This window comes from Lysobacter sp. Soil_N_51 (assembly GCF_057655755.1).
In genome coordinates this window covers 550,056-569,144 of the sequence record NZ_JBDGLR010000003.1, presented here as the reverse complement: position 1 = coordinate 569,144, position 19,089 = coordinate 550,056, and the positions used below count along the sequence as shown (strand labels likewise).

General features: G+C 68.4%; 18 protein-coding genes and 1 tRNA gene. 5 read left to right on the top strand and 14 right to left on the bottom strand.

The window, feature by feature from the left end; translation table 11 throughout:
• A partial coding sequence (locus tag AC3A4T_RS07875) for a hypothetical protein (protein ID WP_487674852.1) occupies window positions 1-183 on the top strand: 183 nt, incomplete at its 5' end.
• Window positions 184-206: 23 nt separating this feature from the next.
• Here AC3A4T_RS07875 and AC3A4T_RS07870 read toward each other — a convergent pair.
• From AC3A4T_RS07870 to AC3A4T_RS07840, 7 genes are all read right to left on the bottom strand, one after another.
• The gene (locus AC3A4T_RS07870) at window positions 207-1,286 is read right to left on the bottom strand and encodes a TraB/GumN family protein (protein ID WP_487674851.1); all 1,080 of its coding nucleotides are present in this window, start codon (window positions 1,284-1,286) and stop codon (window positions 207-209) included.
• A gap of 64 nt (window positions 1,287-1,350) precedes the next feature.
• Window positions 1,351-2,391 carry a DUF1684 domain-containing protein gene (locus AC3A4T_RS07865; RefSeq protein WP_487674850.1) on the bottom strand — a complete coding sequence of 347 codons (1,041 nt, stop codon included), beginning with the start codon at window positions 2,389-2,391 and terminating at the stop codon, window positions 1,351-1,353.
• Between the two features lies 1 nt (window position 2,392).
• Complete coding sequence (gene mutL, locus AC3A4T_RS07860; RefSeq protein WP_487674849.1) at window positions 2,393-4,270, bottom strand: DNA mismatch repair endonuclease MutL; 1,878 nt, start codon at window positions 4,268-4,270, stop codon at window positions 2,393-2,395.
• Between the two features lie 263 nt (window positions 4,271-4,533).
• A complete protein-coding gene (locus AC3A4T_RS07855; protein ID WP_487674848.1) occupies window positions 4,534-4,848 on the bottom strand; it encodes a hypothetical protein in 315 nt (104 codons plus the stop codon).
• A gap of 81 nt (window positions 4,849-4,929) precedes the next feature.
• A complete protein-coding gene (locus AC3A4T_RS07850) occupies window positions 4,930-6,693 on the bottom strand; it encodes an N-acetylmuramoyl-L-alanine amidase (RefSeq protein ID WP_487674847.1) in 1,764 nt (587 codons plus the stop codon).
• Between the two features lie 87 nt (window positions 6,694-6,780).
• Complete coding sequence (gene tsaE, locus AC3A4T_RS07845) at window positions 6,781-7,308, bottom strand: tRNA (adenosine(37)-N6)-threonylcarbamoyltransferase complex ATPase subunit type 1 TsaE (protein ID WP_487674846.1); 528 nt, start codon at window positions 7,306-7,308, stop codon at window positions 6,781-6,783.
• Between the two features lie 49 nt (window positions 7,309-7,357).
• On the bottom strand, window positions 7,358-8,872 hold the full coding sequence (locus AC3A4T_RS07840) for an NAD(P)H-hydrate dehydratase (RefSeq protein WP_487674845.1): 1,515 nt from the start codon (window positions 8,870-8,872) through the stop codon (window positions 7,358-7,360).
• 25 nt (window positions 8,873-8,897) lie between these two features.
• Here AC3A4T_RS07840 and queG point away from each other — a divergent pair, with 25 nt between their 5' ends.
• Entirely contained in the window at window positions 8,898-10,010 is a 1,113-nt protein-coding gene (gene queG / locus AC3A4T_RS07835; protein WP_487674844.1) for a tRNA epoxyqueuosine(34) reductase QueG, read from the top strand.
• A gap of 544 nt (window positions 10,011-10,554) precedes the next feature.
• Here queG and pgi read toward each other — a convergent pair.
• The 6 genes from pgi to pcnB form a co-directional block, all read right to left on the bottom strand.
• Complete coding sequence (pgi, locus tag AC3A4T_RS07830) at window positions 10,555-12,066, bottom strand: glucose-6-phosphate isomerase (RefSeq protein WP_487674843.1); 1,512 nt, start codon at window positions 12,064-12,066, stop codon at window positions 10,555-10,557.
• A gap of 42 nt (window positions 12,067-12,108) precedes the next feature.
• Complete coding sequence (gene panD, locus AC3A4T_RS07825; protein WP_036115061.1) at window positions 12,109-12,489, bottom strand: aspartate 1-decarboxylase; 381 nt, start codon at window positions 12,487-12,489, stop codon at window positions 12,109-12,111.
• A gap of 182 nt (window positions 12,490-12,671) precedes the next feature.
• On the bottom strand, window positions 12,672-13,535 hold the full coding sequence (panC, locus tag AC3A4T_RS07820; RefSeq protein WP_487674842.1) for a pantoate--beta-alanine ligase: 864 nt from the start codon (window positions 13,533-13,535) through the stop codon (window positions 12,672-12,674).
• A 151-nt stretch (window positions 13,536-13,686) separates the two neighbouring features.
• On the bottom strand, window positions 13,687-14,532 hold the full coding sequence (panB, locus tag AC3A4T_RS07815; protein ID WP_487674841.1) for a 3-methyl-2-oxobutanoate hydroxymethyltransferase: 846 nt from the start codon (window positions 14,530-14,532) through the stop codon (window positions 13,687-13,689).
• 163 nt (window positions 14,533-14,695) lie between these two features.
• The gene (gene folK, locus AC3A4T_RS07810) at window positions 14,696-15,214 is read right to left on the bottom strand and encodes a 2-amino-4-hydroxy-6-hydroxymethyldihydropteridine diphosphokinase (RefSeq protein ID WP_487674840.1); all 519 of its coding nucleotides are present in this window, start codon (window positions 15,212-15,214) and stop codon (window positions 14,696-14,698) included.
• 203 nt (window positions 15,215-15,417) lie between these two features.
• Complete coding sequence (pcnB, locus tag AC3A4T_RS07805; RefSeq protein WP_487674839.1) at window positions 15,418-16,761, bottom strand: polynucleotide adenylyltransferase PcnB; 1,344 nt, start codon at window positions 16,759-16,761, stop codon at window positions 15,418-15,420.
• Window positions 16,762-16,913: 152 nt separating this feature from the next.
• On the opposite strand from pcnB, the gene AC3A4T_RS07800 reads away from it, so the two are divergent.
• The 3 genes from AC3A4T_RS07800 (at window position 16,914) to AC3A4T_RS07790 (ending at window position 18,435) form a co-directional block, all read left to right on the top strand.
• Window positions 16,914-16,989: transfer RNA gene (locus tag AC3A4T_RS07800), tRNA-Glu, on the top strand.
• A 227-nt stretch (window positions 16,990-17,216) separates the two neighbouring features.
• Complete coding sequence (fdxA, locus tag AC3A4T_RS07795; RefSeq protein WP_036115051.1) at window positions 17,217-17,540, top strand: ferredoxin FdxA; 324 nt, start codon at window positions 17,217-17,219, stop codon at window positions 17,538-17,540.
• A 250-nt stretch (window positions 17,541-17,790) separates the two neighbouring features.
• Complete coding sequence (locus AC3A4T_RS07790) at window positions 17,791-18,435, top strand: hypothetical protein (protein ID WP_487674838.1); 645 nt, start codon at window positions 17,791-17,793, stop codon at window positions 18,433-18,435.
• A gap of 97 nt (window positions 18,436-18,532) precedes the next feature.
• Here the strand turns inward: AC3A4T_RS07790 and AC3A4T_RS07785 are convergent, their stop codons facing one another.
• Window positions 18,533-19,072, bottom strand: a complete 540-nt coding sequence (locus AC3A4T_RS07785; RefSeq protein ID WP_056109161.1) for a hypothetical protein — start codon at window positions 19,070-19,072, stop codon at window positions 18,533-18,535.
• Between the last annotated feature and the right edge of the window lie 17 nt (window positions 19,073-19,089).

Sequence of the window (19,089 nt, the reverse complement as noted above, 5' to 3'; positions counted from 1 at the left end):
CGGGACATCCATGTCCCGGTGGCGCACGGCGTGCATCCTGCACGCCGCCCTTCGGGTGTGCGTTTGCTAACGCGAGTCCGTGACTTCGCAGCGCTGAATGAACTGCACAGCTTCAAACTCAAGCAAAAGCTGCATAGCCACCCTGTAGGAACGGCGCAAGCCGCGACCGCGCCATCACGATAACGGCGCTCCCCGCATCGTGATGGTTATGGCTTGGCCGGAACGGATTTACCCGATGCGGGTTTGTCGGCGGACGGCTTTTCGGAAGCCGGCTTATCGGACTTAGGCGCAGTCGCGCCTTCAGGCGTCGGAACCTCGATCGGCAACGCCACATCCGGCGTACCGATCGCGCAGGCAGAGCAGATGCGCTCGATCGTGTAACCCTTGCCGCGCAGGCGTTCGATCAGACCGTCGTCGCCGAGCAGGTGCATGGTGCCGACCACCACCAGGCTGTCGCCCTTCTTGGCGTCGTCGAGCAGCTTCTGGATCTGCGGGATCCAGGCTTCGTTGCGCTCGAGATTGACCATGCGGTAGGTCTCGGGCGTCTTCTCCTTCATTTCCACGCGCGCTTTTTCGTCGAGTTTGGCGATGTCGGCGTTGCGCCACGCGCTGTGGATGTCGTCGAGCATGCCCGGCACGTCCTCGGGCTTGTCGAGGAATTCGCGCAGCGCCTTGATCTGCTCGGGCAACGGGCCCGAATCCATGATCTGCAGCTGACTGTCCATGCTCTCCAGGCCCAGCGCCGGCTTGCCGGCTTCGGCCGCCTGCCGCATCAGGTATTGGTCCAGGCCGAGCTGCGGGCTGAACCCCATCGACTGCGACACGCCCAGCACCAGCGACAGATTGACGAACCACGGTTCGAGCGCATCGACCTGGCTCAGCGAGCGGCCGTTCTTGGCCAGCACGCGGTTGAGTTTTTCGCGCAGATCGCCCGGCAGCACCTGACTGAGGGTGCGGCCGTCGTCGTAGCGCGCGCGCTGCATGAAACGCTGCGGCACGCCCGGATCGAACATCTCCTGCGGCGAGACCTCGAAGATCAGTTTGTCGGAACCGGCGAAAGCCTGATCGATGTCCGACGACAACGGATAGTCGTCGGCGCGCAGCAGATGGAACGAGCCCAGCAGGTAGACCGCGTTGTCGGCGTCGGACACCTTCCACAGCAGCGGCACTGGCGGCGTCTTGGTCGCCGCGACCGCGGCCTGCTCACCGCCGGCGATTGCGGAGGCGGAAGTCAGCGAGGCGCTCAGGGCGCTGGCGACGAACAACGGCAGGACGAACAACTTCATGAACCGCATCGGCAGATGGTCTCGGTGGACTCGAGCGACTACGCCCGAAGGTAAGGAAGATTTGTTACGACGCGGGCGCGGCGACGGTTTCGGGCTTCGCACTGTGTTCCGCATCGCCGCCCGGCGCCGCAGCGGCGCTGGGCTTGTAGGTTTTCTCGCCTGCCAGCACTTCCAGGTTCAGGCGATTTTCCGGCGGCGGCAGCGGACAGGTCGCGTACGCGGTGAACGCGCACGGCGGGTTGTAGGCCTTGTTGAAATCCAGGATCACCTTGCCCTGCAGGTTCGGTCGCGACACGTCGAGGAAACGCCCGGCGCTGTAGCTGGTATGCCCGCTGGTGCGATCGGCGAAGACCAGCATCAATTCGTCGCCGCCCTGGTCCAGCGCTTCGATGCGGTAGGTCTGGCCCTCGCGCTCGAACTCGACCGCGCCGGGATTGGGCGTGGCCTCGATCGTGCCGATGATGTTGGCGATGTCGATGGTCTTGCCGGCCGGATGGGCGACGAACTTGGCGCTGATCTTCCAGTCTTCCTGCGCCGGCCAATAGTCGATGCCCTTGAACCCGGTCAGGGTCGGCGCTTCGGCGTGGCGAACCCGCAGCAGATAGCGGTCGCCGCGCTTGATCACGGTCAGCACGCCCTTGCCGTCGTCGAAGCCGATCTTGCTCGGCCCGGCCGGATAGTCGTCGGCGAGCAAGGTGGCCGCGCCCTTGAGCGGCTGATCGTTGAGCGTGAGCACGACGCCGCGCTCGGGCACGAAACGCAGCTTGTCCTTGTTCAACGACAACAAGCCGAAATGCTCCGGGCCGGCGGCGACGCGGATGCCGTTGTCGGGATCGCTGCCGAAATAGTGCGAGCCCTCGTCGATCGGATGCAGGCCGATCAGGCTGGTCCAGCCGTCGGGCTTGAGCAGTTCCTCGCGGCGGTGTTCGCGCCACAGCTGTTCGTCGCGGGCGAAGGTTTCGCTGGCCGCGGCGACCTGCTCGGCCTCGCGCTTGGCCTGCGCCTGCTGCTGCGGCGAGTCGCAGGCGGCCAGCGCCGGTGCCAACAGGGCCGCGCACAACAGCGGCTTGGGGATCAGTCGCAACAACGCGGAAGCAGCAGCCATCTCAACGCCCTCGCAGGAACCAGCGGTCGATTTCGGGCAGGCTGAAGCGTGCCCAGGTGGGACGCCCATGATTGCATTGACCGGAGCGTTCGGTGGCTTCCATCTCGCGCAGCAAGGCATTCATTTCGGGCAAAGTGAGACGGCGATTGGCGCGCACCGCGCCGTGGCAGGCCATGGTCGACAGCAGTTCGTCGCGCGCCGCGGCGACCCGGCGCGATTCGCCGTGTTCGCGCAGGTCGGCCAGCACGTCGCGCAGCAGCGCCTCGACGTCGCCGTGGGCGAGCAGCGCCGGCACCGCGCGCAGGGTCAGCGACTGCGGGCCGCTGCGGGTGACTTCGAAACCCAGCGCGATCAGCGTGGCTTCCTCGCGCTCGGCGACCTCGGCCTCGCGCTCGGATACGGCCAGGGTCGCCGGCACCAGCAGCGGCTGGGTGCGCAGGCCTTCGCCGTCGTGCGCGTTCTTGAGTTTTTCGTAACCGATGCGTTCGTGCGCGGCGTGCATGTCGACGACGATCAGGCCTTCGGCGCTTTCGGCCAGCACGTAGATGCCGTGCAGTTGGGCGATCGCATAACCCAGCGGCGGCAGGGTGTCGTCGTCGCTGTGCGGCAGCGCCGGCCGCGGCAGGCCCGGCGCGGGCCCGGCGTAGGCGCTGCCGGCGCCGGCATACAGCCCGGCGCCCGGCGCGGGGCCGGACACCGAGCCGCCGCCGCTGCCGTACAAGGCCGCATAACCGGCGCGGGTTTCGCTGACCTGCAAACCCAGAGGCGCGGTCGGCCGGTATTGGTACATGTTCGACGGCGCGGCGACTTCGCCGTTCGCAGAAGCGAACGGATCGCCGCCGCCGGGCACCTGCGCCGACGGCATATTACCGGCGCGGGTCTGCGCCAGTGCATCGTTGAGGGTGCGATAGACGAAGTCGTGGATCAGCCGCGCATCGCGGAAGCGCACTTCGTGCTTGGCCGGATGCACGTTGACGTCGACCCGGCGCGGATCGAGTTCGAGAAACAGCACATACGCCGGCTGCCGGCCATGGAACAGCACGTCGGCATACGCCTGCTTGACCGCATGGGCGATGCTGCGATCGCGCACCGAGCGGCCGTTGCAATACAGATACTGCTGGTCGGCGCTGGCGCGGTTATACGACGGCTGCGCGATCCAGCCATGCAGGCGCAGGCCGGCGCCGCTGTGATCCACGCGCAACGCGTTCTTGGCGAACTCCTCGCCGAGCGCCTCGCCGATACGCACGTCCGACAGGCCCATGTCGATCAGGTCGCCCTCGCCTTTCCAGCGCCGGGTCGCCTTGCCGTTGTGCGACACGCGCAGTTCGACATCCGGCCGCGCGAGCGCGAGCTGGCGCAGCCATTCTTCGATATGGCCCAGCTCGGTGCGCTCGGCCTTCAGGAATTTGCGCCGCGCCGGTACGTTGAAAAACAGGTCGCGCACTTCGACCGTGGTGCCTTGCGGATGCGACTTGGGCGTGACTTCGCCCAGGCGGCCGCCGTCGATCTCCAGCACCGCGCCACGGTCTTCGCCGATCCGGCGCGACGACAGCGCGAAGCGGCTGACCGAGGCGATCGACGGCAACGCTTCGCCACGAAACCCGAGCGTGGTGACGCCTTCGAGGTCATCGAGCGAGGCGATCTTGCTGGTGGCATGGCGCGACACCGCCAGCGGCAGTTCTTCGGGGGTGATGCCGTTGCCGTCGTCGCGGATGCGGATCAGGCGCACGCCGCCTTCTTCCAGGTCGATGTCGACCCGGCGCGCGCCCGCGTCGAGCGCGTTCTCGACCAGTTCCTTGACCACGGACGCGGGCCGCTCGACCACTTCGCCGGCGGCGATCTGGTTGATGAGGGTATCGGGGAGTTGGCGGATGCTCACGGGCGGCGTTTCGGTGCACGTGGCACCGTCGGGGGATGGGGATCGATGATAGCCGCTGGGTGCGGGTCGCCGCGATCCGGGGCTTGTGGTTTGGGGGCTCGTTGGTGGCGTGTCGAAGGTCAGCGGGCGCGGAGCGCCCTCATCCGCCCTGCGGGCACCTTCTCAGCCTTGCACTCCTTGCGGTCGCCGCGAGCGGGAGAAGGACTCCGCTACGTCTCCCTCTCCCGCTTGCGGGAGAGGGCCGGGGTGAGGGCCAGCAAGGGCTAGCGCATCAACCCCATCGCGCGACCAAAATCCCCGACCTGCAGCGGCAATCGTTCGAAGGTATAGGCCAACGCCAGCTCCAGACTGTCGAAGCGCCGCCGCTCATGACGAAAATACAGGTCGGCCGCATCCTCATACCGATCCAGCCAGTCGTCGAAACCGAGCTGAATCGCGCCGCCGAGCGGCTTGAGAAAGTACTCGCGCTGCGCCGGCTCGCCTTCATGCAGATACGTCTGATTGATCCACAACGCGCGACGTTCGGCCAGCCAGCGACGCACCGCGGCGATCAGATCGGCGTCGGGCACGGCGTTCATGGAGTCGATTTGAGGAGGTCGAACAGACAGGCGAAGCGGATACGCGGCGATCGCATCAGACCGAACGCAGCGCGCGAACGATCAGGGGCTTCCGCCGCCGCCAAACCCGCCCGACGGCGCCTGCTGGGCCTCGGCGCGCGCCGCGTACATCGTGCCCGGCGGCGGCTGGCGGGTGAAGTAGGTGTTGACCCCCGCCAGCACCGCGCGCGCCAGGGCGCGCTGGTGCGAGGGATCGGTCAGCCGGCGCTCTTCTTCCGGGTTGGAGATGAACGCGGTCTCGACCAGCATCGCCGGCATGTCCGAGGTGCGCAGCACCGCGAAGTTGGCGCGCTCGATATGCGGCTTGTGGTTGTTGCCGACATCCTTGAGGCCGTCGAGCACGTGCCCGGCGGCGTCTTCGGACGCCTTCATGTGGCCGCTCTGGGTCAGATCGAGCAGCACCGAGGCCAGGGTGTTGTCGGTCTGCTGCAGGCGCACGCCGCCGATCAGGTCGGCGGAGTTTTCCTTGTCGGCCAGCCAGCGCGCGCGCTGCGAGGACGCGCCCTTGAGCGACAGCACGTACACCGAGGAGCCCTTGGCGGCGCGGTTCTCGGCGGCGTCGGCGTGGATCGAGATGAACATGTCGGCCTTGGCCTGGCGCGCCAACTGGGCACGGCGCGGCAGCGGGATGAATACGTCGCTGTCGCGGGTCATGTAGGCCTTGAGCCCGGGCGTGGCGTTGATCTGGCGCGCCAGTTCGCGGCCGATCGCCAGGGTCACGTCTTTTTCGCGCTTGCCGGTCAGGCCGATCGCGCCCGGGTCCTGACCGCCGTGGCCCGGATCGATGGCGATGATCAACGGCCGCATGCCGCGGCCGCGCATCACGTCCTTCAAGGTCTTGGTCGCGCCGGGCGGCGGCAGCGCTTCGGGCGCGGCTTCGGGCACGGCGGCGCTGGTGCCGGGCATCGGCGCCGGCACTCCGGTCGCGACCCGGGTAGGAACGCCGGTGGCGATGCGGGTCGGCACGCCGGTCGCGACCGTGGTCGCCACCGGTGCCTGCGCGGCCTGTTCGAACACGGCCTGGCTGGCGGCTTGATTGGCGGCCTGCTGGGCGACGCTCGGCGGCGGCGATACCGGGTTGCTGCTGGCCGGGGCGGCGGCGGCGAGCGCCGACGCGGCCTGCGCGGTGGTGGTCTGTGCGGTCGCGGTCGCGGCCGGCATCGAAGTCTGCGGCGGACGCGCGGCCGGCAATGCCGCGCTGGTCTGTGCCGGGGCGGAACCCGCGGCGCCACGCGCGGCGAGTTCGGCGATCAGGCGCTGAGTGGCGGCGTTGGAGGCGACCGCCGGTTCGGCGGTGGTCGCGGCCGGCGCGGGCGCCGGGTTGGCGGCCGCAGGCGGCGGCGGATTGGCCGGAGCCGCGGCGACCGCGGCCACCGGCGCGGCGACGCGCGCGGGCTCGGAACCGTCGCCCGGCCATTCCAGAATCAGACGCGGACCCGAGGTGCCCTGCTCGATATGCGGCTTGAGCACCGCGATCGGCTGGGCGAGGTCGAACACGACCCGCGCGGTGCCCGGCTGCGGCTCGCCGGTGCGGACGGCTTTGACGATGCCGGTCGCGGCCGGCAGCTTGAGATTCTTGCCCAGGCGCGAGGCCGGCAGGTCGACGACCAGCCGATCCGGGCTCTTGAGGCTGATGACTTTGTATTCGCCGGCGCCGTCGAGGGCGATTTCGGCGCGGGTCCCGGTGGCGCCGTTGCGCAGCTCCAAGCCCTTGATTTCACTGGCGTGCGCGAGATTCCAGGCCAGCGCCGCGAGCAGCGCCAGGCCGAGCAGGAATTTCTGGACAGTGGCCCCTTTGACTCGCATGGGCGTAAGTCAAGCACCGGACCATCCGAATTGCAAGCATTTTTCCCTTGCAAATCCGGGACCTGGGGCGACTTCCTATGGAATCGTTCAGGAGTCGGCCGCAACCTCACGGGTACCTGTCGCGTCGGTGAGCGCGACCAGCCAGGCCCGTCCGCCCTCGCTGAGCGCCTGCAAACGGGCGTGTCGGCCGGCACCTTCCTGAGCCAGATCGATACGTAAATCCGGTGCCGGCAGCCACCCCAGCCCGCGCTCGGGCCACTCGATCAGCCATAACGAGGCCTCGCCGCCGTCCAGGCCGAGGAATTCGAGTTCGCCGGCATCGCCGATCCGGTACAGGTCCAGATGCCAGGCTTCGCCGCCGTCGCTTAGCGGGTAGCGCTCGACCAGGGTGTAGGTCGGGCTGCGGATCGCGCCCTGCACGCCGAGCGCGCGCAGCAACGCGCGCGCCAGGGTGGATTTGCCGGCGCCCAGGTCGCCGTGCAGGTGCACGATCAACACGTCGGCGTTTGCCCCGCTCGCACGCATCGCGTTCGCGCGCGCCGCGGCGAGCGCGGCGCCGAGCGCGTCGGTGGCGTCGGGGTCGCTGAGATGAAGTTGGATCGAATCGTTGGGCATCGTGGATGCGGTTGTGGAATCAGAGTTCATCGGATGACAGCGCACGTATTCAACGCGCGCCGTTTGCGGGATTGGCGCGGCGACGCAGCCACGGCATCAGATCGCTGGGCAACAGGCCGCGTTCGCCACCTTCGCGCGCGGCCTCGTCGCCGGCCACCGAATGCAGCAACGCACCCGCGCAGGCCGCGTCGAACGCATCGAGACCTTGCGCGCGCAACGCCGCGATCACGCCGCTGAGCACATCGCCCATGCCGCCGACCGCCATGCCGGGATTGCCGGCGCCGATCACCTGCACGCCGCGACCATGAGCAGCGATCAAAGTACCGGCGCCCTTGAGCACGACCACGCAGCGGTAACGCTCGACCAAGGCGCGCACCGCGGCGAAACGATCGGCCTGCACGCGCGCGGTGTCGCTGCCGAGCAGACGCGCGGCCTCGCCCGGATGCGGGGTCAGGATGCAATCGGCCGGCAACGGCCGAGGATCGATGGCGAGCAGATTGAGCGCGTCGGCGTCGAGCAACAACGGTTTCGCGCTGGCGATGACGCGCTCGAACAGCTGTTTTCCCCAGCTTTCCTGACCCAGACCGGGACCGATCGCGATCACGTTCGCACTGTCGATGGCGCCATTCAATTCTTCGGTATGTTCGATCGCGCGCGGCATCGCCTCGGGCAGACGCGTCAGCATCGGCGCGACGTGCGCCGATCGTGTCGCCGCATCCAGCAAGCCCGCGCCGCTGCGCAACGCGGCTTGCGCGCACAGCAACAGCGCACCGCCGTGGCCGTGATCGCCGCCGATGCACAGCACCCGGCCGTTGCGGCCTTTGTGACTGTCGCGTCGGCGCGGCTGCAACCAACGCGGCAGATCCTCGGCGCGCAGTAATTCCGCTACCGGCGGGGTGTGATACAGCGTCTGCGGCAGATCCAGGCTCGCCAACGCCAAAACGCCGGCATGATCGAGCGCTGCGCCAGTCACCAGACCGGCCTTCGGCGCGATGAATTCGAGGGTGCGCTGGGCGAGGATCGCCGATGGGTACGCATAGCCGCGATCGGCGTCGACGCCGCTGGGCACGTCCAGCGCAAGCACCGGCGCGGCGTGCGCGTTGACCGCCTCGATCAGCGCCGACGCCGCGGCGTCGGGCGCGCGCGACAGGCCGATGCCGAACAGCGCATCGACGATCACATCGGCCTTCGGCAGCTCGCCATCGAATTCGAGCGTGCTGCCGCCGGCCGCCGCATACGCCGCCGCCGCGCGCTCGGCGAGTTCGCCGCGCGGCGAGTGCTCGCGCAATCGCACCACCACCGCCTGACGGCCGGACAACAGCGCATGAGTGGCCAATACGTAGCCGTCGCCGCCGTTGTTGCCGGGGCCGCACACCACCAGCAGATGGAACGCGCGGGTCCAGTGGTTCAGCAATTCGCGCCAGGCCGCTTCGCCCGCGCGGCGCATCAACGCATAGCTGTCGCCCAGCTCGGCCGCTGCCGCGGTTTCGATCGCGCGCAGCCCGGCGGCGTCGAACAGGCCGCGCGGTGGCGCGGGCGTGGAAGTTTCAGCGGTCGCAGACATGGGTCGATTCTATACTTGCCGCATCGTGAGCCCGCCAACCGCCCGCCCCACCCCGCCCGATCCGCCGCCGTCGGCCGCGTCCGCCGCGCCTGACTATGTCGCGCTGGCCGCGCGCATCCGTGCGATCGCGCGCGAGTTCGGCTTTCAGCGCTGCGGCATTTCCGGGATCGAGCTGGCCCAGGACGAAGCCCACCTGCTCGACTGGCTGGCCCAGGGCCTGCACGGTTCGATGGACTGGATGGCCCGCCACGGCGAACTGCGCGCGCGTCCGAACGATCTGCTGCCGGGCACGGTGCGGGTGATCTCGGTCGGCCTGGATTACGGCCGCCGCGACGACGAGGAGGCCTGGATCACCCTGGCCGACGGCGAACGCGCCTATGTCGCGCGTTACGCGCTGGGCCGCGACTACCACAAGCTGATGCGCCAGCGCCTGCAAAGGCTGGCCGAGCGTCTGGCCGAAGTGGTCGGCCCGTTCGGCCATCGCGTGTTCGTCGACTCCGCGCCGGTGCTGGAACGCGCATTGGCGCGCAACGCCGGGCTGGGCTGGATCGGCAAGCACACCTGCCTGATCGACAAGGACGGCGGTTCGTGGTTTTTCCTCGGCGAAATCTACGTCGACCTGCCGCTGCCGGTGGACACGCCGGCGACCGCGCATTGCGGCACGTGCACGCGCTGCATCGACATCTGCCCGACCCAGGCCATCATCGCCCCGCATCGGCTCGACGCGCGCCGTTGCATCGCGTATCTCACCATCGAACACGAAGGCGCGATCCCGATCGAGCTGCGCCCGGCGATCGGCAACCGCATCTTCGGTTGTGACGATTGCCAACTGGTCTGCCCCTGGAACAAGTTCGCCCAGCGCACCGACGAGCCGGATTTTCGCGCCCGCAACGACCTCGACCGCGCCAGCCTGAGCCAGTTGTTCGCCTGGGACGAAGCCGAATTCCTGCAACGCACCGAAGGCTCGGCGATCCGCCGCAGCGGGCATGAGCGCTGGCTGCGCAATATCGCGGTGGCGCTGGGCAATGCGCCGGCCACGCCGGAGGTGATCGCCGCGCTAAGCACGCGCAGCGAGCACGCGAGCGAAGTCGTGCGCGAGCATGTGGCTTGGGCGTTGGCGCGGCACGACGTGGCGTGAATATGCCGTTGCGCCGCAGTGACGACGCGAACGGTCGCCGCGCGGTCGCGGCTCACGCCGCTCCTACAGGGAGAAGCGCGACAACGCGCTGGTGTGGGGCGAGGTTTCATGTAGGAGCGGCGTAAGCCGCGACCGAGAAATCACAACAACGCCGAAAACCGCCGGAACTCGGCCGGCAACTGATGCCTGGTGTTTGGCGCTGACGCGGCAAGACGCGGCATGAATATGCCTTGCGCCACAGTGACGAAGCGAACTGCCGCTGCGTGGTCGCGGCTTGCGCCGCTCCTACACGAAGAAACGCGACAACGCGGTGGTGTGGGGCGAGGTTTCATGTAGGAGCGGCGTAAGCCGCGACCGCGAAATCACAACGACGACGAAAATCGCCAGTACCTAGTAGGCGCCCGACGCCTGGCGATCACAGCTGTCCGCAACAAAAACGAACGGCGCCGCGGCGCCGTTCAAATTCATCTCATCGCGGCCACGACGATGACAGCCCGTGCGTACCCGGCAACGCCATCGCACGGCCGCAGCGATCGCCCCGCAGTCATCCACGCAACTTGCGCAGCAACTCCTTCGTCACCGGATCGTCCGCCTGCGCCTCGCCCGCCAACGCCGGCAACAAGGTGCTGGCGACCTGCTTGCCGAGTTCCACGCCGAACTGATCGAAGGCGTTGATGCCCCAGAACACCGATTGCAGATAGACGCTGTGCTCGTACATCGCCAGCAGCGCGCCGAGCGACTGCGGGGTCAAGGAGTCGAGCAGGATCGTGGTACTCGGGCGACCGCCGGCATAAGCGCGGTGCGGGTCGTCGCTGCGCTGGCCGTTGGCGAAGGCTTCGGTCTGTGCAAGCAGATTGGCGTGCAGCGCGCGATGGTTCTGCGGGTACGGCGCATCGGAGTGGATCACCCCGATGAAATCGGCCGGAATGATCGAGGTGCCCTGGTGCAGCGCCTGGAAGAAGCTGTGCTGGGTGTCGGTGCCGACCCCGCCCCACCACACCGGCACGGTGTCGCCGACCACCGGCGAGCCGTCCAGGCGCACGGACTTGCCCAGGCTCTCCATCACCAGCTGCTGCAGATAATTCGACAACAGCTTGAGGCGATCGTCGTAAGCCAGCACGGCTTGGGTCGCGTAACCCAGGCCGTTGCGATTCCAGATCGCGGTCAGCGCATGCCAGGCGGCGAGGTTGCGCTCCAGTGGCGTTTCCAGCACGTGCGCGTCCATCTGCGCGGCGCCGGCGAGGAAATCTTCGAACGCGTCCATGCCGATCGCCAGCGCGATCGGCAGGCCAACCGCCGACCACAGCGAATAGCGACCACCGACCCAATCCCACATCGGCAGGATGCGCTCATCAGGAATATTGAACGCGCTCGCGGCGCGTTCGACGTTGGCGCTGATCGCGTAAAGACGCGAGTCGTCGCCGAGCCAGTCGCGCAGGATGCCGCCGTTGAGCAGGGTTTCCTGGGTGCCGAAGGTCTTGGAGATCAGCAGCGCGGCGGTGCGCTTGGGATCGAGCCCGGCCAGGGTGCGCTGGGCGGCGTGGCCGTCGACGTTGGACAGGAAATGCACGCGGAATCGGCCCGGCGTCGCGCCGCTGAGCGCATCCACGGCCAAGCGCGGACCCAGATCGGAACCGCCGATGCCGACGCTGACGATGTCGGTGACTTCGCTCGCGCTGAGCCGTTCGATCACTTCGCGCATCCGCTTGCGCGCGGCCAGCGCCTGCTGATGCGCGTCGCGCGCGATTTGCGTCGATGACAAATCGCCGCGCAGCGCGGTGTGCAGCGCCGGACGGCCTTCGGTGACGTTGACGATTTCGCCGTCGAACAATGCGCGCAGGCGCTCGACGCTACCGGCGGCCTCGGCCGCCTTGCGCAACCAGATCAGCGCGTCGCGATCGTAATGCTGACGCGCGAAACTGGCGTAGAGCGGGCCGACCTGGAGGGCGAAATCCGCCGCGCGCGACGGATCGGTTGCGATCAGCTGCGCCAGCGGGGTGACGACGACGCGCCCGACCTCGGCGCGCAGCTCGTGAAGTCGGACGTCATCGCTCATCGGGGGGCGGCTCTCAAGTGGTTGGCGCTCGGGCGATCGGACTCAGGCGGCCTGGGCCGACATCGAGGTGTTGGTGTGGGTGAGCTGGTTGTTGCGATCCACGTAGACCAGGGTCGGCTTGTACTTGGCCGCTTCGGCCTCGTCGCAGATGCCGTACGCGCAGATGATCACCAGATCGCCGGGCTGCGCCTTGTGCGCGGCCGCGCCGTTGACCGAGATCACCCCGCTGCCCTCTTCGCCGCGGATGGCGTAGGTGGAGAAGCGGTGGCCGCTGTTGATGTTGTAGATGTGGACCATCTCGTACTCGCGAATGCCCGAGATATCGAGCAGACGGCCGTCGATCGCGCAGGAGCCTTCGTAATGAAGCTCGGCGTGGGTCACGGTGGCGCGGTGGATCTTGGCCTTGAGCAGGTTCAGTTGCATGGTCGGGTTACTCCGTCCGCAGACGCGCGGGCGCGAAAGAGCTGAAGTCTAGCAGCGCATGGCGCGCTGCAACATGGTCCGGCGGCGTGCCGGGCGGAACGGAGCTTTCCCGTTCAGCGGCCCGGTCGCGCGGCGGGTTCCGGGTCGGATTCGGGCCGGTCACCTACCCGTGCGTGCGGCCTTCACAGCTCGAATTCAAGGTTGTCGATCAGGCGGGTGCGGCCGAGCCGAGCCGCGATCAGGGCCACCCGCGCCGAACCGTCGGCGCCGGCGCCGCCATTGGTTTCCGGCAGGCTCAGGTCCGGCGCGCGCACGGCGGCGTAATCGACGGCGAAACCGGCTTCGGTCAGCCGCGCGGCAGCCTGCGCCTCGACCGCTTCGCGCGTGTCGCCGGCGCGCAAGGCATCGCGCATCCATTGCAGGCATTGCTGGATCTGCGCGGCCTGCGGGCGCTCGCTGTCGGACAAATACTGATTGCGCGAACTCATCGCCAGGCCGTCGGCCTCGCGCAGGGTCGGCGCGGCCACGATCTCGATCGGGAAGGCCAGATCGCGCACCAGATAACGGATCACCGCCAGCTGCTGGTAATCCTTGCGCCCGAACACTGCGACATCCGGCCGGACCTGATGGAACAAGCGCGCGACCACCGTCGCCACGCCGTCGAAATGGCCGGGACGGTGCGCGCCTTCCAAAGTCTCGGTGACCCGCGGCACGCGGATCTGCACGGTGCCGTCGACCCCGACGGGATACATCGTCTCCACCGTCGGCAACCACAGCAGATCGCAACCGGCGCCATGCAGGCCGGCGGCGTCGGCCTCGGGCGTACGCGGGTAACGGGCGAAGTCTTCGTTCGGGCCGAACTGGGTCGGATTGACGAACACGCTGGCGACCACGCGGTCGGCGTGGCGGCGCGCCAGTTCGATCAGGGAATGATGGCCGGCGTGCAGATTGCCCATGGTCGGCACGAAGCCCACGCGCAGGCCCTCGCGCGTCCAGGCCTGAACCCGCGCGCGCAATGCGGCCAGGTCGCTGACGATCTCGATCATGGGCTTACCTCGAAAGAAAGCGCTCGATCCCGGCCGCGTCGGCGGCCCGGGCATCGGCTGAAGAAGGTGCGCGGCATCTTAAACGACGCGGCCGGCCGCGCGTCCGGCTAAGTACCAGGCAGACGCCGCAGCCGCGCGCAGCCGAACGGGTTCAGGCGTAACTGTGCTCTTCGCCGGGGAAACTGCCGTCGCGCACCGCCGCCGCATAGGCCCGGAACGCGCCTTCGACCGAGCCGCCTTCGACCAGGAAATCCTTGACGAACTTGGGCCTGCGATGGCCCGAGTTGACCCCGAGCAGGTCGTGCAGCACCAGCACCTGGCCGTCGCATTGCGGGCCGGCGCCGATGCCGATGGTCGGAATAACCAGGTCGGCGGTGATCGCCGCGGCCAGCGGCGTGGGCACGCATTCGAGCACCAGCAACGCCGCGCCGGCCTGCGCGACCGCGCGCGCGTCGGCGCGCAGCTTGCTCGCGGTGGCGTCGTCGCGGCCCTGCAATTTGTAGCCGCCCAGGCGCAGCACCGACTGCGGAGTCAGGCCCAGGTGCGCGCAGACCGGGACCTCGCGCGCGACCAGGAATTCGATCACTTCGAGCTTGTGCCCGGCGCCTTCGAGCTTGACCATCGCCGCGCCGGCCCGCAGCAGCTGCGTGGCCGCATCGAGCGCGCGCTCGGGCGTGGCGTCGGACTGGAACGGCAGGTCGGCGATCAGCAGCGGCTTGGACAGGCCGCGGGCGACGCTGGCGGTGTGATACGCCATGTCGGCGACCGTCACCGGCAAGGTGCTGTTGTGGCCTTGCGAGACCATGCCGAGCGAATCGCCGACCAAGATGACGTCGATACCCGCGGTATCCATCGTTCTGGCAAAACTGGCGTCGTACGCCGTGAGCATGACGATCTTGCGGCCGTCGCGCTTGGCGTCGGCGAGCATGGGCACGGTCCAGGCTTTGGCAGCCCGCTTGTCATTGGCTTGCGCGTCGGTGGGGGCCGAGGTGTACATGATGGATTCGTCCGAGCGGTGGCGAACGGACGCTCTTGGGGAGGGCGCCATAACTTAGCAGGTTGCCCCCGCCCCGCCAGCGCCGCGCGCGCAACGCGGTCGGTTCGCCATGCGACGACCATGATTTCGCCCGCTCGCGCCACGAACACGGCCGGTGCGCCGGTCAATTATCGACCGCGACCAGCGCCTCGATCTCGGCCGGAGCGATCTGCGCCAGCGCCTGACTCGCCGCGCCCACGCCGGCGATGCCCGCGTCCGGCGCGATCTCCAGCAGCGGCACCAGGGCGAAGGCGCGTTCGTGCAGATGCGGGTGCGGCACGTGCAGGCCGGGTTCGTCGATCCTCGCCTCGCCGTACAGCAGCAGGTCCAGATCCAGGGTGCGCGGGCCCCAGCGGTCGCTGCCGTCAGCGCGGCGCGCGCGTCCGGCCTCGCGCTCGATCTCCAGCATCGCCGCCAGCAGTTCGCGCGCCGGCAGTTCGGTGTCGAGCATCGCCACCGCGTTGACGAAATCGGGTTGCTCGCGCACGCCCCAGGCGGGGGTGCGATACAGCCGCGAAGCGCGCAGCAGGCGCGACCGCGGCAGGCCGTCGAGCGCGCGCAGCGCCGCGCGCAACACCGCGACGCTGTCGCCGAGGTTGCTGCCCAGGCCGATGAAGGTGGTGATGGCGGTGGACGCGGACATTGGGTGCGAATGCGCGAATGAAAGAAACGAGGAAATCAGATCGTCGAACCGAGCGTGCGGGATGCACGCGGCGATTCGCGTTCGTCGGCATCCGCATGGCGCTTGGCGTTGCGAGCGAACGTGCGGGAGATCGAGAACGACCGGCCGGGCCTGCGTCGCGGACGCAGACCCGTCACTCGTGCGTCAACATCCTCGGCCGCGGCTCAGCCCTCGGCTACCGGCGCGCCACGGCGACGGCGACGACGCTTGCGCGGCGCGCGTTCGTCGCCGCCCTCTTCGCCGTCTTCCGAATGCTGATTCGCTTCCTGATGGGCGATCGCGTCGGGATGCTGCTGCGCCTCGAACCAGAATTCGACGTCGGCCATGTGCTCTTCCGACGCGGCGGTGCGCAGGCACAGGAAATCGAAGGCGGCGCGAAAGCGCGGATGCGACAGCAACCGCATCACCCGCTTGCGCTGGCGCTGCTGGAACCGCGACTGCAGCAGCCAGATTTCCTGCATCGGCAGCGAGAAGCGGCGCGGCAGCGCGATCATCGACAACTGGTGCAAGGTCACCCGATCGGCGGCGCGACGCTGCGCCTCGACCGTGTGCGTGCCCTGCGCCTGCAGGCTCATCAGCTCGCGGCAATACGCCGGCCACAGCAGCAGCGCGAACAGGAACGCGGGCGACACCGGCTCGTCGTTGGCGACGCGGGTGTCGGTGCCCTTGAGCCCTTCCAGCACCATCCGGCGCAACGCGCCGCTGCGGTTGGACTTGAGCGCCTTCGCGCTTTCGGGCAACAAGGCGCCGAGCAGGCCGTAGCGTTCCAGGCCGAGGAAGCTCTGCACCGCATGCCCGGACAGGAACAGCTTCAGGCATTCCTCGAACAATCGCGCCGGCGCGGCTTCGGCGAGCAGCGGCGCCAGCTGCGGGATCGGCGCGGCGGTGGCCGCTTCGATCTCGAAATCGAGCTTCGCCGCCAGACGCACCGCGCGCAGCATGCGCACCGGGTCCTCGCGGTAGCGGGTGACCGGATCGCCGATCAGCCGCATCAGCCGGTTCTGCACGTCCTCGAAGCCGCCGACGTAGTCGCGCACCGAGAAATCCTCGACCGCGTAATACAGCGCATTGGCGGTGAAGTCGCGGCGGACCGCGTCGTCCTCGATGCTGCCGTAGACGTTGTCGCGGACCAGGCGGCCGCCGGTGTCGGTCTCGCGGTCGCCGCTGCCGTCGTCGATATTGGCGCGGAACGTGGCCACTTCGATGATCTCGCGACCGTAGACCACATGGGCCAGGCGGAAGCGCCGGCCGATCAGGCGGCAGTTGCGGAACAGCCCCTTGACCTGCTCGGGGGTGGCGTCGGTGGCGACGTCGAAGTCCTTGGGATGGCCGCCGACCAGGATGTCGCGCACCGCGCCGCCGACCAGATAGGCGCCGAAGCCGCTGTCGCGCAGCCGGTACAGCACCCGTAACGCGTTGGGGCTGATCTCCTTGCGCGAGACATTGTGCTGGTCGCGCGGAATGACCCGCAGCGAAGTTTGGATAGAAGAAAGGTTATCGGATTGCATCGAGCGGGCGTGCCGCCTTATGAGTTCGTGAATACAGCCGTTGCCCAGCGCAACGGCGGCGCATATACTAGCAGGCCGCGTCGAGTTGAGAGCTTGAGCGGTCTGTCCAGGCCCCGTCCAGGGTCTTTCAATCGGACAGAGTCGTACAACTTGCTCCCTTCGTCTAGAGGCCCAGGACGTGGCCCTCTCAAGGCTAAAACACGGGTTCGAATCCCGTAGGGAGCGCCAAACACGCGATCCGTCGCACGAAAAAGCCCGCGCAAACGCGGGCTTTTTCTTGTCCGCGGCGCGCCGTGGAGCCCGGTCGCGGGCGGCCGCGGCGGTTGCGTCGGTTCCGTTTTCGCCGTTACCCGCGTCGCAGAGGCCAAGCTTCGTCTTGGGTCGCGACGATGCGTATGGCTACACTATCGCCCGCCCGGCCTGTTTCGTACCGGACCACCTCCAGGACCCAGCCAATGCCCTTCGTCGTCACCGAGAACTGCATCAAGTGCAAGTACACCGATTGCGTCGAGGTGTGCCCGGTCGACTGTTTCCACGAAGGCCCGAACTTCCTGGTGATCGACCCGGACGAATGCATCGACTGCACCCTGTGCGAGCCCGAGTGCCCGATCAACGCGATCTACCCCGAGGACGACGTCCCGGCCGGGCAGGAAAGCTTCGTCGCGCTCAACGCCGAACTGGCCAAGGCCTGGCCGGTGATCACCACGCGCAAGGACGCCCTGCCCGACGCCAAGGATTGGGAAGGCAAGACCGGCAAGATCGATCAGCTCGAACGCTGAGGCGGCGCGGCGAGGCTGCCGCGGCAGGTTGAGCAGCGGATCCTGAGTTCCGAATTGGCGCGGCTTCCATGCCCTCACCCCACCCCTCTCCCGCAAGCGGGAGAGGGAGCAGGCCTTGATTGAGTGGACGCGATAGCGAATCCGCCGCGATCGAATCGCGGCAACGCGTAAACGCATCCATCCGCCAGTCCCGAAACGGTTCATCCGGCCGCGCCTAAACTCCAAGCCTGCCCGCTTCGGACCGCTCACCATGCCGCATCCGGCTTCACTCGCAGGCTTGCTCGCGCTGTGCCTGGCACCGCTGACGGTGTCGGCGCAGTCGTCCGGTTTCGATCTGTCGCAGTTGGATCTGTCCCAGCTGGATTTGTCGCAACTCGATTTATCCCAGCTCGACCCCGCCGCGATCGCGGCCGGCGCCAGCGACACATTGATGCGCGCGCCCGACAGTTCGATCGACCCGCTGTTCCAGGCCGTGCACCGGGCCTCGCGCGCGCCGCGCGATGCCGACGTGCTGTGCGGGCTGTTCGACCCCGACGCCGACCGCAGCCCGCAGGCGCTGGCCGCGGCAGCGCAACGGCTCAGCCCGGACAGCCGCCAGGGCTTCAGCAATGCATTGCTCGGGATCGCCGCGACCGGCCTGCAGAACCCGCGCCAGCCGTACGACCCGGCGGCTGCCAGGCAAACGTTGAAGTCGGCCGGCACCACCGCGATGCTGCTGCACGACGGCTTCGCCGCCGGCCTCAACGCCGAGGCGAGCGACCCGAATGCGCGCCAGGCGCGCTGCCGCTCGCTGGGCTGGATGCTCGATGCGCTCGCGGAATTGCCGCTGGCGCAGCGCGCGGCGGCGACCCGGCTGCTGTTGAACGAAGGCTTGGCGCGCGGCTTTTCGCGCTGAGCGCGGCGGCTTCAACCGCCACAACGAAAAACGGGCGCCGAGGCGCCCGTTTTTCATCGCAAAGACCGGTCGGAACCGGCCTGCGACCTGTCGTCGATCAACGCCCGCCGAGCGTGCTCTTGAGGCTGGCGATCAACTTGGCCGGCGCGGCGCCGGTCGCCGGCAGACCGCGCGGATCGACCGCCGACACGTAGGCACCGGCTTCGGAGGTGCTGATCCGGACCAGGAAGTTGCCGCCTTCGTAGTTGACGTCGTAGGCGCCGAGCAACTGCGCACGGCTGGCGATGGTCAGGCCTTCGACCTTGCCCAGCGCATCGCCGACCTTGGTGAACACGTCGTCGCGGTTGCCGCTGACGGTGAAACCGTTGGCCGAGGACGCCGGGGTGCCCGGAGCGGCCTGGGTCGGACGCGACGCGGCCAGGCCCGAGGCGGTCACCGAACCGCCGGCCGCCGGCACCGCCATGGCGCCGTCGGTGCGCGGCTGATCGAGGTCCGGCGGGACTTCCAGCGGACGGTTTTCCGGGGTTTCGGCATACAGCTTATTGCCCTTGCGGAACCAGCTGCAGCCCGACGTGGCGACCACGGCCAACAGCAGACCGGCGACAACCGCACGGGACAGGGTAACGTTGGAACGCATGAGCATCTCCTGCAGGG

What these genes read in the sequence shown, in the direction of transcription:
- AC3A4T_RS07870 (WP_487674851.1), bottom strand. Translation starts at nt 1,286, where the DNA reads ATGAAGTTGTTCGTCCTGCCGTTGTTCGTCGCCAGCGCCCTGAGCGCC.
- AC3A4T_RS07865 (WP_487674850.1), bottom strand. Translation starts at nt 2,391, where the DNA reads ATGGCTGCTGCTTCCGCGTTGTTGCGACTGATCCCCAAGCCGCTGTTG.
- AC3A4T_RS07855 (WP_487674848.1), bottom strand. Translation starts at nt 4,848, where the DNA reads ATGAACGCCGTGCCCGACGCCGATCTGATCGCCGCGGTGCGTCGCTGG.
- AC3A4T_RS07850 (WP_487674847.1), bottom strand. Translation starts at nt 6,693, where the DNA reads ATGCGAGTCAAAGGGGCCACTGTCCAGAAATTCCTGCTCGGCCTGGCG.
- tsaE (WP_487674846.1), bottom strand. Translation starts at nt 7,308, where the DNA reads ATGCCCAACGATTCGATCCAACTTCATCTCAGCGACCCCGACGCCACC.
- AC3A4T_RS07840 (WP_487674845.1), bottom strand. Translation starts at nt 8,872, where the DNA reads ATGTCTGCGACCGCTGAAACTTCCACGCCCGCGCCACCGCGCGGCCTG.
- pgi (WP_487674843.1), bottom strand. Translation starts at nt 12,066, where the DNA reads ATGAGCGATGACGTCCGACTTCACGAGCTGCGCGCCGAGGTCGGGCGC.
- panD (WP_036115061.1), bottom strand. Translation starts at nt 12,489, where the DNA reads ATGCAACTGAACCTGCTCAAGGCCAAGATCCACCGCGCCACCGTGACC.
- panC (WP_487674842.1), bottom strand. Translation starts at nt 13,535, where the DNA reads ATGATCGAGATCGTCAGCGACCTGGCCGCATTGCGCGCGCGGGTTCAG.
- panB (WP_487674841.1), bottom strand. Translation starts at nt 14,532, where the DNA reads ATGTACACCTCGGCCCCCACCGACGCGCAAGCCAATGACAAGCGGGCT.
- folK (WP_487674840.1), bottom strand. Translation starts at nt 15,214, where the DNA reads ATGTCCGCGTCCACCGCCATCACCACCTTCATCGGCCTGGGCAGCAAC.
- pcnB (WP_487674839.1), bottom strand. Translation starts at nt 16,761, where the DNA reads ATGCAATCCGATAACCTTTCTTCTATCCAAACTTCGCTGCGGGTCATT.
- fdxA (WP_036115051.1), top strand. Translation starts at nt 17,217, where the DNA reads ATGCCCTTCGTCGTCACCGAGAACTGCATCAAGTGCAAGTACACCGAT.
- AC3A4T_RS07790 (WP_487674838.1), top strand. Translation starts at nt 17,791, where the DNA reads ATGCCGCATCCGGCTTCACTCGCAGGCTTGCTCGCGCTGTGCCTGGCA.
- AC3A4T_RS07785 (WP_056109161.1), bottom strand. Translation starts at nt 19,072, where the DNA reads ATGCGTTCCAACGTTACCCTGTCCCGTGCGGTTGTCGCCGGTCTGCTG.